Source organism: Curtobacterium pomorum, from assembly GCF_044497295.1.
Lineage (GTDB): Bacteria > Actinomycetota > Actinomycetes > Actinomycetales > Microbacteriaceae > Curtobacterium.
This window is the reverse complement of record NZ_CP172409.1, coordinates 2,204,725-2,217,333: the sequence shown is the minus strand read 5'-3', so window position 1 is coordinate 2,217,333 and position 12,609 is coordinate 2,204,725. Positions and strand designations below refer to the sequence as shown.

Below are 12,609 nucleotides of genomic sequence, written 5' to 3'. Positions count from 1 at the left end.
CCTCTGCTGGTGCAGCCCGTCGACGGAGAACCCGACCTGCGCTCGCTCATCCGCGATCGTGCAGCGGAGAGCCCCGAGCGCCCGTACCTGGAGGACGCCCGCTCCGCGCGCGTCCTGAGCTACCGCGCCCTCGAGGACGCGGTGACCGCCTGGTCCGCGACGTTCGACGCGATCGGCGTCCCGGCTTCCGGAGCCGTCCTCGTCGACGTGGGCGACCCCCTCTGCTTCGCCGTGGTGCACCTGACCGCCGTGGCGACCGGGCGGCGGGCGGTCCCGGTGGACACCGGACAGCCGGCGACCGAGCCGGCCCGGCTCGCCGACCTGATCGGCGGGGCGTCGATCGTGGTGTCGGACCGTGCAGTGGACCGGGCCGTCCCCGGGGCGCCCGCGAGCGGGATCGACGCGGCCACGTTCCTCCCGGCCGCCGTCCGCGACGGTGACGTGCCCACGCAGAGCCCGGACGCACCGGGCGAGGGATCCGTGGTGCTGTTCACGTCCGGGTCGACCGGCGCGCCGAAGGGCGTCGAACTGCCGGAGTCGCAGCTGCTGTTCGTCGCGCGTGCCGTCGCACGGCACAACGGGTTGACCGACCGCGACCGCGGCTTCAACTCGCTGCCGCTGTTCCACGTCAACGCCGAGGTCGTCGGCCTGCTGGCGACGCTCGTCGCCGGGGCGACACTCGTGCTCGACCCGCGCTTCCGGCGGACCGGGTTCTGGGAACTGCTCGCCGAACGGCGCATCACCTGGCTGAACGCCGTGCCGGCGATCCTGGCCGTGCTCGCGAAGACCGGCCCACCGGACTTCCCGGAGGGCCTCCGGTTCGTCCGGAGCGCCTCGGCGCCGCTGCCGGACCAGGTACGCGCAGCGCTCGGGGACGTCCCACTCGTCGTGAGCTGGGGGATGACCGAGGGGGCGTCCCAGATCACCGCGACGCCGTTGGACGCGCCTGCCCGCCCCGGGACCGTCGGCGTGCCGGTCGGGGCCGAGGTGCAGGTGCGCGACGAGGACGGCACCCCGCTGCCCGCCGACGAGGTCGGTGCGCTGTGGGTGCGCGGGCCGGGGATCGTCGGGCGCTACCTGTTCGGGCGTGCGGCGGACCGCTTCGACGCCGACGGATGGCTCAGCACCGGCGACGTGGGGTCCGTCGCAGCGGACGGGTGGGTCTCGCTCGCCGGACGCTCCGACGACGTCATCAACCGGGGCGGCGAGAAGGTCTACCCCGCCGAGGTCGAGGACGTCCTGCTCGGTGACCCCCGGGTGCTCGAGGCCGTGGTCGTCGGGCGGCCGGACGACGTGCTCGGGGCCGTCCCGGTGGCGTACGTGATCCTGCAGCCGGACGGTGACCGCGACCCTGACGCCCACGTCGTCGTCGCCGACCTCACCGCGCGCGCCGAGGCCCACCTGACCCGCTTCCGCCGACCCGTCGAGATCATCGTCGTCCCCGACCTGCCGCGGGCTCCCACCGGCAAGGTGCAGCGGGCGAAGGTCCGGACGATGGCGCAGCCGTCGTGACCGACCCACAAGCACCCGCGCAGGCGCAGCCGCAGGCCCAGGCTCAGACCCAGACCCCGACCCGCACGGCTGCTGGCAAGCCGCGCCACCTGTACGAGGTCGACGTCCTCCGCATCCTGACCTTCGCCTGCGTCATCGGCGTGCACACCACGAGCCACACGGCCGCGTCCGACGACGTCGGCCTGAACGCGCTCCTCGCCCTGCTGCACTTCACCCGGCTCGTCTTCTTCTCGTTGACCGCCTTCGTGCTCGTCTACAGCTACACGCTGCGTCCGCGGCCGATGGCGCAGTTCTGGCCCAAGCGGTTCCTGCTCGTGGGGGTGCCGTACCTGGCGTGGTCGTTCGTGTACGTCGGGTCCAGCTGGCTCCTCAGCAGCACCCGTCGGGGTGACGTGCCCGACCTGGTGCGCACCCTGGCGGAGGGCATCGTCACCGGCACGTCCTGGTACCACCTGTACTTCCTGCTCGTGACCATGCAGGTCTACCTGCTGCTGCCCGTCATCGTGTGGCTCGTCCGGAAGACCCGTGGGCACCACCTGACGACGCTCGTCGTGGCGCTGGTGGTGCAGCTCGTGGTGTTCGCCGGCTACAAGTACTTCCCGTCGAGCGACGCCTGGTTGCACGGCTACCAGAAGCAGTTCTTCTTCTCGTACGTGTTCTTCATCGTCTCCGGGGCGATCGCCGCCGACCACGCCGACGCGTTCCTCCGGTTCATCCGCGTGCACCGCCGCGCCGTGCCCTGGGCCTTCGCCGGTGTCGGCGGGCTCACGCTCGGCGTCTGGGCGCTGCAGGTCGCCCTCGGCCAGTCGCTCTACGCCGCGGGGACGCCGCTGCAGCCGATCGAGGCCGTGTGGAGCACCGCGGTGTTCGTCGGCTTCCTGGCGATCGGTGCGCGCTGGGCGGACCGACGGCGACCCGGCAGCCCGGTCGCACGGTTCGTCGACTACGCCTCGGACCGGTCGTTCGGGATCTTCCTGAGCCACCCGTTCCTGATCTGGATCCTGCTGTACGGCGACAGCTGGCTCGAGGCCGTGGTGCCGCGGCCGTGGCTGACGCTCGTGACGTACCTGCTCGTGGTGGTGCTGTCCGTGGCGGTGACCGAGGCCTTCCGGTGGACCCCGCTGAGCGTGCCGCTCACGGGCCGGCCGTCGCTCGCGTCGCGCGCGAGTCGTCAGGCGCGCAGCCGGCAGCGCTGACCCGTGCGTTCCGGGCGTCCCTGGTCGCTTCTTCCGACCAGGTACGCCCGTTCCTGCTTGCTGTTCGCGGCGGTGGACGCGTGGTGCGGCGGACGGGAGGCGCGGGGCGGGCTGGACCCGGGCCTCCCGTCCGGTGGGTGGGGACCAGCAGGGCCCCGCGCGCGTCCGGGGGTCCGGACCACGCGCGTCCGGTGGGTCCGGACCGCGTGCGTCAGGCGGCGCGCTGCTCCGCGGCGGGGGTGCCGACCTCGAGGACGCCGTTCGTGGAGGTGAGCCGCTGCGGCTTCATGCACCACGCGACGACCGCCGCGGCGCCGAGCAGCACGCACGACAGGGCGAAGGGCAGCTGCCACCCCGACGCGTCGATGAGCAGGCCGAAGACGATCGGGGAGACCACGCCGGCGATGCCGAAGCCGGTGTTCATGAACCCGGACGCGGTGCCGGACCACTGTGGGGCGACGTCCATCGGGATCGCCCAGAGGTTCGCGTTGCAGAGCTCCAGGAAGAAGAACGACAGCGCCAGCGAGATCGTCGCGACGAGCAGGCCCTGCCCGATCACGAGGGGGATGAGGCAGACCAGCGAGCCGCCGAGTCCGATCACCAGGACGGTCCGGCGGGCGTTCCGGGTGTTGCCGCCGCGGTGGATGATCCGGTCGCTCAGCATGCCGCCGACCGTGTCCCCGACGACGCCGGCGAGCAGGATGAGGGTGGTGAACAGCGCGAAGTCGCCGATCTCGAGCCCGTACGTCGAGCTGAGGAAGGTCGGCAGCCAGGTGAGGAACACCCAGAGGGTCCAGCCGTAGCCGAAGTCGACGAACGTCACCGGCAGGATCTGCCGTGCCATCTGGCGCCACGGCACCGGCGGGCGGGTGGCACGGGTCTCGACGGGCGGGAGCTCGTCGATCTCGACCTGCGTGATGCCCTTCGTCGACTCGGGCCGGTCGCGGAACCAGACGAACCAGACGATGCCCCAGGCGAAGGACAGGACCGCCGTGGCGAAGAACGCCCACCGCCAGCTGCCCGTCGAGCCGATGACCCAGGCGACGAGCAACGGAGCCAGTGCGTTGCCGAGCCGGGCCGCGGAGTGCACGACGCCCTGCGCGAAGCCGTTGCGGTCGCGGGGGATCCAGCGGGTCATGGCCTGGGTCGCGGTCGGGAACGCCGCGGCCTCGCTGAGCCCGAGGAGCGCACGGGCGGCGAACAGCGTCCAGAAGCCGACGGCGAAGCCGGTCCACAGCGTCGCGACGCCCCAGACCACGGTGATGACGAAGAGGGCCTTGCGCGGCCCGAACTTCTCGCTGATCGTGCCGCCGAAGACCTGCAACAGGGCGTAGGGCAGCGAGAACGCGGACACGATCAGGCCGGCGGTGGCCTCGTTGAAGCCGAACTCCTCGGTGATGTGCGGCAGCGCGGTCGAGATGTTCGTGCGGTCGATGTACGAGATCGCGTACATGCAGCAGAGGAGGATGAGCACTCGTCCGCGGATGCGACCGCGGAACGGGGTGCCCTTCGTCGGTGCGGCGGGGGTCGCCGTCGTCATGGGGCCTCTTCGGGTGTGGCTCGTGCTGGCTCGTCGGGGACGTGCGGAGCGATCGGGTTGCTGAACGGACCGGACGCTATGCCCGCTGGTTATCAGCGGACTTGGAGGCTGCTTGGCGAGGACGATACGCCGAGGGCGAGCAGGGGCGCCGGTGTCAGGGGTGCCGACTACCGTTGACGGCATGGGTGTTGCGATCGAACCGACCCGAGCGGTACGTCCGTTCGAGGTCATCAGCGAGTACACGCCGAGTGGCGACCAGCCCGCGGCCATCGCGGAACTCGCCGGGCGGATCAACGCCGGTGAGACCGACGTCGTGCTGCTCGGTGCGACCGGTACGGGCAAGTCGGCGACGACCGCGTGGCTCATCGAGCAGGTGCAGCGGCCGACGCTCGTGCTCGCGCACAACAAGACCCTCGCCGCGCAGTTGGCGAACGAGTTCCGCAGTCTGATGCCGAACAACGCGGTCGAGTACTTCGTGTCGTACTACGACTACTACCAGCCCGAGGCGTACGTCCCGCAGACGGACACCTTCATCGAGAAGGACTCCTCGGTCAACGCCGAGGTCGAGCGGCTCCGGCACTCGACGACCAACTCGCTGCTCAGCCGGCGCGACGTCGTCGTGGTGTCGACCGTGTCCTGCATCTACGGCCTCGGCACGCCCGAGCAGTACATGAACGCCTCGGTGGCGCTGCACGTCGGGCAGACGATCTCGCGCGACCAGCTCGTGCGCAAGTTCGTCTCGATGCAGTACCAGCGCAACGACGTCGACTTCGCCCGCGGCACCTTCCGCGTGCGCGGCGACACCATCGAGATCATCCCGATGTACGAAGAGCACGCCATCCGGATCGAGATGTTCGGCGACGAGATCGAAGCGCTCTCCTCGCTGCACCCCCTGACCGGCAACGTGATCGACGACCTGCCGGCCGTGTCGATCTTCCCGGCGTCGCACTACGTCGCGGACACCGACGTCATGCACCGTGCGATCGCCGACATCAAGGTCGAACTCGCCGAGCGCCTGGCCGAGCTCGAGGGACAGGGCAAGCTGCTCGAGGCCCAGCGGCTCCGCATGCGCACCACGTTCGACATCGAGATGATGGAGCAGATCGGCTTCTGCTCGGGCATCGAGAACTACTCGCGCCACATGGACGGCCGCGTCGCGGGCGAGGCCCCGCACTGCCTCATCGACTACTTCCCCGACGACTTCCTGATCGTCATCGACGAGTCGCACGTCACCGTGCCGCAGATCGGCGCGATGTACGAAGGCGACGCCTCGCGCAAGCGCACCCTGGTCGACCACGGGTTCCGCCTGCCGAGCGCGCTCGACAACCGACCGCTGCGGTGGGAGGAGTTCCTCGACCGCGTCGGGCAGAAGGTCTTCCTGTCGGCGACGCCCGGTCGGTACGAGCTCGGCATCACGGACAGCGTCGTCGAGCAGATCATCCGCCCGACCGGCCTGGTCGACCCCGAGATCGTGGTGAAGCCGAGCGACGGCCAGATCGACGACCTGCTCGAGGAGATCAAGCAGCGCGTCGACAAGGACGAGCGTGTGCTCGTCACCACCCTGACGAAGCGCATGGCGGAAGAGCTGACCGACTTCCTCGGCAACGCCGGCGTACGGGTGCGCTACCTGCACTCCGACGTCGACACCCTGAAGCGCGTCGAGCTGCTGACCGAACTGCGACAGGGCGTCTACGACGTGCTCGTCGGCATCAACCTGCTGCGAGAGGGCCTCGACCTGCCCGAGGTCTCCCTGGTGGCCATCCTCGACGCCGACAAGGAGGGCTTCCTGCGGTCCTCGACGTCACTCATCCAGACGATCGGTCGCGCGGCCCGCAACGTGTCGGGCCAGGTCCTCATGTACGCCGACAAGATGACCGACTCGATGAAGACCGCGATCGAGGAGACCGATCGTCGTCGCGAGAAGCAGGTCGCGTACAACCTGGAGCGCGGTATCGACCCGCAGCCGCTCCGCAAGAAGATCGCCGACATCACCGAGGTGCTGCAGCGCGAGAACGACGACACCAAGGCGCTGCTGCAGGGCCGTCCCGGTGCCGACGGTCGCCGTTCGCCCACGCCGAACCTGAAGCGCGGCGGCATCGCGGGCGAGGGCGCGACCCAGCTCGAGGCGACGATCGGCGACCTCAACGACCAGATGCTGCAGGCCGCGGCCGAGCTGAAGTTCGAGCTCGCCGCGCGTCTCCGTGACGAGGTGCAGGACCTCAAGAAGGCGCTGCGGCAGATGGAGTCGGCCGGGCATGTCAGCTGACGGTCGCCGCACGGTGGTCGTCACGGGGGCGAGCGCGGGCCTCGGGTACCACGCGGCCGAGCAGCTCGCCGCGTCCGGGCACCGGGTCGTGCTCGCCACCCGCGACCGTGCTCGGGCGGCAGCGGCGGAGCAGAGCATCCGCCGCCACGTGGACGCTGCGTCGTTGGCGCACGTGCACCTCGACCTCGCCGACCTCGACTCCGTCCGTGCCGCCGCCGCCGAGCTCGCGGCCCTCGAACCGGACGGCGTCGACGCAGTCGTGAACAACGCCGGAGTCGTGGGTGCCTCGACCGCGAGCACGACCGCACAGGGCACCGAGCTGCAGATCGGCACGAACCACCTCGGGCACTTCGCCTGGACGGCGCTGACGATGCCGCTGCTCGAACGGCGTGCCGGTCGCGTCGTGCACCTCGGGTCCATCGCGCACCGGTGGGCCCGGCTCGACCCGGCCGACCCGTTCCGCGTCGGCCGGTACTCCAGCTACCGGCAGTACGGCCGCAGCAAGCTCGCCGTGATGCTGTTCGGCTTCGAACTCGCCCAGCGGCTGGCGGACGCCGGCTCGTCCGTCTCCAGCGTCGTGGCACACCCCGGGCTGTCGCTCGACGCGCTCTCGCCGGAGCGACCGGACGTCGCGCCGTCCCGTCCGGAACCCGCGTGGACCCGGCCGGCACAGCGGCTGTACGCGCAGGGCAAGGACGCCGGCGCCGAGCCCCTCGTGCACGCCGCGGTCGCCGCGGGTGTGCGCTCGGGGGAGTACTGGGGCCCGGCCGGGTGGATGCAGCTGCGCGGATCCGCAGCCGTGGTCCGTGCCGAGCCGCGCGCGCACGACCGGACCGCTGCAGCGCGGCTCTGGACGGCCAGCGAGCGTCGTTCCGGGGTCGCGTTCGCTCTCGACGCACTCGTCTGACCACCGACTCGCGGGCGGATGTCGGACCCCTTTCGTAGAATCGACGGCGATGACAATCACCTCTGACCGCGGCACCGCGACCTCGGGCCGGAACGCCTTCGGCGAGCCGACCGACCCCCACCTCCCCGGCGTGACCGTCCCGACCGGCTCCTCGACGCTCAGCGTCCGCGGGGCCAGGGTGCACAACCTCCGGAACGTCGACCTCGAGATCCCCCGTGACTCCCTCGTGGTGTTCACCGGCCTGTCCGGATCCGGCAAGTCGTCGCTGGCCTTCGACACGATCTTCGCCGAGGGGCAACGACGCTACGTCGAGTCCCTGTCCGCGTACGCGCGACAGTTCCTCGGCCAGGTCGACCGCCCCGACGTCGACTTCATCGAGGGGCTGTCGCCCGCGGTGTCGATCGACCAGAAGTCGACCAACCGCAACCCGCGGTCGACGGTGGGCACGATCACCGAGGTCTACGACTACATGCGTCTGCTCTGGGCGCGCATCGGGGTGCCGCACTGCCCGACGTGCGGCGAGGTCATCAGCAAGCAGACCGTGCAGCAGATCGCCGACCAGCTCATGGAGTTCGAGTCCGGCACGCGCTTCCAGGTGCTCGCCCCCGTCATCTCCAAGAAGAAGGGCGAGTTCGTCGACCTCTTCCAGGAACTCGCGGCCTCCGGCTACGCCCGCGCGATCGTCGACGGGGAGCGGATCCAGCTCAGCGACCCGCCGAAGCTCAAGAAGCAGGTCAAGCACGACATCTCGGTGATCGTCGACCGTCTGGTGTCGAACGACGACATCCTCGGTCGACTCACCGACTCGCTCGAGACGGCGCTGCGCCTGACCGGTGGCACCGTCGGCATCGACCTGGTCGACCACGACGGCCCCGGCGCCGTCCGCACCTACTCCGAGAACCTGTCGTGCCCGAACAACCACCCGCTGGCGCTGACCGAGATCGAGCCCCGCACGTTCTCGTTCAACGCACCGTTCGGCGCCTGCCCGGAGTGCTCCGGGCTCGGCACGCGGATGTCGGTCGACCCGGACCTCGTGCTCGGCGACCCCGATGCCTCTCTGCGCGACGGCGTCCTGCTGCCCTGGACCGGAGCGAGCGGGCTGTACTCGTACTTCGAGAAGCTCCTCGCCGGCCTCGGCAAGGACCTCGGGTTCACGCTCGACACCCCGTGGAGCCAGCTCGACGCCTCGGTGCAGGCCGCGATCCTGACGGGCAAGGACTTCCAGGTGTCGGTGTCCTGGCGCAACCGGTTCGGCCGCGAGATGCGCTACACCAGCGGGTTCGAGGGCGTCATGCCGTACATCGAGCGGAAGTTCGCCGAGGCCGAGTCGGACTCGCAGCGCCAGCGGTTCCAGGGCTACCTGCGCGAGGTCCCGTGCCCGGTGTGCGAGGGCACGCGCCTCAAGCCCGAGGTCCTGGCGGTCACCGTCGACGGCCGCAGCATCGCCGACGTCACCGACATGTCGCTCGACAACGCGTACTCGTTCATGGACACCCTGACGCTCACCGACCGCGAAGCGCACATCGCCGCAGCGGTCCTGCGTGAGATCCGGGCGCGCCTCGAGTTCCTGCTCGAGGTCGGCCTGAACTACCTCACGCTCGCGCGCGGTGCCGGCGGGCTCTCCGGCGGCGAGGCACAGCGCATCCGTCTGGCGACCCAGATCGGCTCCGGTCTGACCGGCGTGCTGTACGTGCTGGACGAGCCGAGCATCGGTCTGCACCAGCGCGACAACCGTCGCCTCATCGACACCCTGGTCAAGCTCAAGGACCTCGGCAACACGCTGATCGTCGTGGAGCACGACGAGGACACCATCCGCACCGCGGACTGGGTCGTCGACATCGGTCCCGGAGCCGGCGTGAACGGCGGCAACGTCGTGCACTCGGGTTCGTACGAGGGCATCATCGCGAACCGCGAGTCGGTGACGGGGGACTACCTCGCCGGCCGTCGTGCGATCGAGGTCCCCGCCGAGCGACGCAAGGTCAACCTGAAGCGCGCCATCAGCGTGCAGGGCGCTCGGGCGAACAACCTCAAGACGATCGACGCGGACTTCCCGCTCGGGGTGTTCACCGCGGTCACGGGCGTGAGCGGGTCGGGCAAGTCGACCCTGGTCAACGACATCCTGTACAAGGTGCTCGCCAACCAGCTCAACGGTGCCCGGCACATCGCCGGCAAGCACACCCGCGTCAAGGGCCTCGACCAGCTGGACAAGGTCGTGCACGTCGACCAGGCGCCGATCGGCCGCACGCCGCGGTCCAACCCGGCGACCTACACGGGCGTGTTCGACCGGATCCGTCAGCTGTTCGCCGAGACGCCCGAGGCGAAGACCCGCGGCTACCAGCCCGGTCGGTTCAGCTTCAACGTCAAGGGCGGTCGGTGCGAGAACTGCTCCGGCGACGGCACGATCAAGATCGAGATGAACTTCCTGCCCGACGTCTACGTCGCGTGCGAGGTCTGCGGCGGCGCGCGCTACAACCGCGAGACCCTGCAGGTCCACTACAAGGGCAAGAGCATCTCCGAGGTCCTGGACATGCCGATCAGCGAGGCGGCCGAGTTCTTCGAGCCGATCTCCGCGATCCACCGCTACATGGCGACGCTCGTCGACGTGGGCCTCGGCTACGTCCGTCTCGGCCAGAGCGCGACCACGCTCTCCGGCGGCGAAGCGCAGCGCGTCAAGCTCGCGACCGAGCTGCAGCGACGCTCGAACGGCCGGACCGTGTACGTGCTCGACGAGCCGACGACGGGTCTGCACTTCGAGGACGTCCGCAAGCTGCTCCTGGTGCTGCAGAGCCTGGTCGACAAGGGCAACACCGTCATCACGATCGAGCACAACCTCGACGTGATCAAGTCGGCCGACTGGGTCATCGACATGGGGCCGGAGGGCGGCGCCGGGGGCGGGACGGTCCTCGCCACCGGCACCCCGGAGCACGTCGCCGACGTCCCGGAGAGCCACACCGGTGTCTTCCTGCGCGAGATCTTCGACGCCCAGGACGCCCGCGTCGGCAAGCAGCAGGCTGTGGAGGCCCGCACGGCGAGCCGGCCGAAGAAGTCGACCAAGCAGAAGGCGGGTGCACGGTAGGTGGCGGACACCGTTCCGTGGCGTCCGAAGGCGGGGGAGATCCCGACCGACCCGGGCGTCTACCGATGGCGTGACGAATCCGGGCGGGTGCTCTACGTCGGCAAGGCGAAGAACCTCCGCGCGCGGCTGAGCAACTACTTCGCGCCGCTGCCGACGCTGCACGAACGCACCCGTCGGATGGTGCTGACGGCCCGCAGCGTCGAGTGGACGACGGTCGGCTCCGAGATCGAGGCACTGCAGCTCGAGTACACCTGGATCAAGGAGTTCGACCCGCCGTTCAACGTCAAGTTCCGCGACGACAAGTCGTACCCGTACATGGCGATCACCATGGCCGACGAAGCGCCTCGGGTGATGGTCACGCGGAACCGGAAGATCAAGGGCGCGAAGTACTTCGGGCCGTACCCGAAGATCTGGGCGGTGCACGACACCATCGACCTGATGATCAAGGTGTTCCCGATCCGCACCTGTTCGGACTCGTCGTACAAACGCGCGATGCAGACGGGCAAGCCCTGCTTCCCCGGGCAGATCGGGAAGTGCGGTGGGCCGTGCTCGCAGCGCGTCACCATCGAGGAGCACCGGGCGCTCGTCGAGGAGTTCGTGCGGTTCATGAACAGCTACGACCGCCGGGTGATCACCGAACTGCGCCAGCGCATGGGGGCCTCGGCCGACGCCATGCAGTACGAACAGGCCGCGAAGTTCCGCGACCAGGTCGAGGCGCTCGAGGCCGTGCTCGAGAAGTCCGCCGTGGTGCTCCGCGACTCGGTGGACCTCGACCTGTTCGGCATCGCCGAGGACGAGCTCGCCGCCGCCGTGCAGCTGTTCTCGGTGCGTGGCGGACGCATCCGCGGTGTCCGCGGGTGGGTGGTCGACAAGGAGCTCGACATCTCGACGGGTGACCTGGTCGAGCAGATCGTGCAGGGCGTGTACGCCGACAACGAGCTCACCCCGGCCGCCGTCGCCGAGGAGCCCCCGCGCGAGGTCGTCGTGCCGACCCTGCCCGAGGACGCCGAGGCGCTGCAGCAGTGGCTCAGCGAACGGCGGGGTGGCCGCGGCACGAAGCTCAGCACCGCGCAGCGCGGCGACCGGGCCGGTCTGGCCCGGACGGCGGCGCAGAACGCGGCCCAGGCGCTGATGCTCTACAAGACGAAGCGCTCCGCCGACTACACGACGCGCTCGGCGGCCCTCGCCGACATCCAGGACGCCCTCGGCATGACCGAGGCCCCGCTCCGCATGGAGTGCTACGACATCTCGCACCTGCAGGGCACGAACGTCGTGGCGTCGATGGTGGTGTTCGAGGACGGTCTGCCCCGCAAAGACCAGTACCGCCGCTACACGATCGCCGAGACCACGGACGACACCGACAGCATGTACCAGGTCCTCACCCGGCGTCTGGCGCGCCTCGACGAGGACGCCGACCTGCCGGACGTCCCCGACGTCACGAGCGACGAGGTGGTCGAGGGCTCGAAACCCTCGAAGCGGTTCGCGTACCGCCCGCAGCTGCTCATCGTCGACGGTGGACAGCCGCAGGTGCAGGCGGCGAAGCGCGCGTTGGACGAAGCCGGCGTGCGGGACATCGCGTTGGTCGGCATCGCGAAGCGGCTCGAGGAGCTCTGGCTGCCCGACGACGACTTCCCGGTGATCATGCCGCGCAACTCCGAGGCACTCTTCCTGATCCAGCGGATCCGCGACGAGGCACACCGCTTCGCGATCACGCACCAGCGCACGCGGCGCAAGCGCGACGTGCGGTCCCGGCTGTCCGAGATCCCCGGGCTCGGGCCGAGCCGTGTGAACGCGCTGCTGAAGCACTTCGGTTCCGTCGCCCGTCTGCGTGAGGCCACCGCCGAGGAGATCAGCGAGGTCAACGGCGTCGGGCCGGCGACCGCTGCGGCGGTCGTCACGAAGCTCCAGCAGACCCCGACCAGCGCGCCGGACGCCGAGCCGGACGCTGCGGACGCCGAGCCGGTCCCAGCAGGCGCGGTGCGGGTCCCGGAAGTGACCCACGACGGTCCGCAGCTGCCGTCGTGACGCATCCCGTGCCTCCCGACACGTGTCGGGCGATACCCTGGACCCGCAGCCGAGACCTCCCCGGGCGACGCGCCCGGGCCGCCACGA

General features: G+C 70.2%; 7 protein-coding genes. 6 read left to right on the top strand and 1 reads right to left on the bottom strand.

Annotated elements, in window-relative coordinates:
- The first annotated feature begins 9 nt into the window (after window positions 1-9).
- Both ACGH48_RS10625 and ACGH48_RS10620 read left to right on the top strand, forming a co-directional pair.
- Window positions 10-1,512, top strand: a complete 1,503-nt coding sequence (locus ACGH48_RS10625) for a class I adenylate-forming enzyme family protein (RefSeq protein WP_396288527.1) — start codon at window positions 10-12, stop codon at window positions 1,510-1,512.
- Window positions 1,509-2,708 carry an acyltransferase gene (locus ACGH48_RS10620; RefSeq protein WP_396288525.1) on the top strand — a complete coding sequence of 400 codons (1,200 nt, stop codon included), beginning with the start codon at window positions 1,509-1,511 and terminating at the stop codon, window positions 2,706-2,708. The genes ACGH48_RS10625 and ACGH48_RS10620 overlap by 4 nt, the downstream gene beginning before the upstream one ends.
- Window positions 2,709-2,919: 211 nt before the next feature.
- Here the strand turns inward: ACGH48_RS10620 and ACGH48_RS10615 are convergent, their stop codons facing one another.
- Complete coding sequence (locus ACGH48_RS10615) at window positions 2,920-4,248, bottom strand: MFS transporter (protein WP_396288523.1); 1,329 nt, start codon at window positions 4,246-4,248, stop codon at window positions 2,920-2,922.
- A gap of 193 nt (window positions 4,249-4,441) precedes the next feature.
- On the opposite strand from ACGH48_RS10615, the gene uvrB reads away from it, so the two are divergent.
- The 4 genes from uvrB to uvrC are packed head-to-tail and all read left to right on the top strand — an operon-like array spanning window position 4,442 to window position 12,522.
- Window positions 4,442-6,514, top strand: a complete 2,073-nt coding sequence (gene uvrB / locus ACGH48_RS10610) for an excinuclease ABC subunit UvrB (RefSeq protein WP_123313097.1) — start codon at window positions 4,442-4,444, stop codon at window positions 6,512-6,514.
- Window positions 6,504-7,421: an SDR family NAD(P)-dependent oxidoreductase gene (locus ACGH48_RS10605; protein ID WP_396288521.1), complete on the top strand. Its 918-nt coding sequence runs from the start codon at window positions 6,504-6,506 to the stop codon at window positions 7,419-7,421. The genes uvrB and ACGH48_RS10605 overlap by 11 nt, the downstream gene beginning before the upstream one ends.
- A gap of 49 nt (window positions 7,422-7,470) precedes the next feature.
- The gene (gene uvrA, locus ACGH48_RS10600) at window positions 7,471-10,497 is read left to right on the top strand and encodes an excinuclease ABC subunit UvrA (RefSeq protein ID WP_340197657.1); all 3,027 of its coding nucleotides are present in this window, start codon (window positions 7,471-7,473) and stop codon (window positions 10,495-10,497) included.
- A complete protein-coding gene (gene uvrC / locus ACGH48_RS10595) occupies window positions 10,498-12,522 on the top strand; it encodes an excinuclease ABC subunit UvrC (protein WP_396288519.1) in 2,025 nt (674 codons plus the stop codon).
- Window positions 12,523-12,609 lie beyond the last annotated feature (87 nt).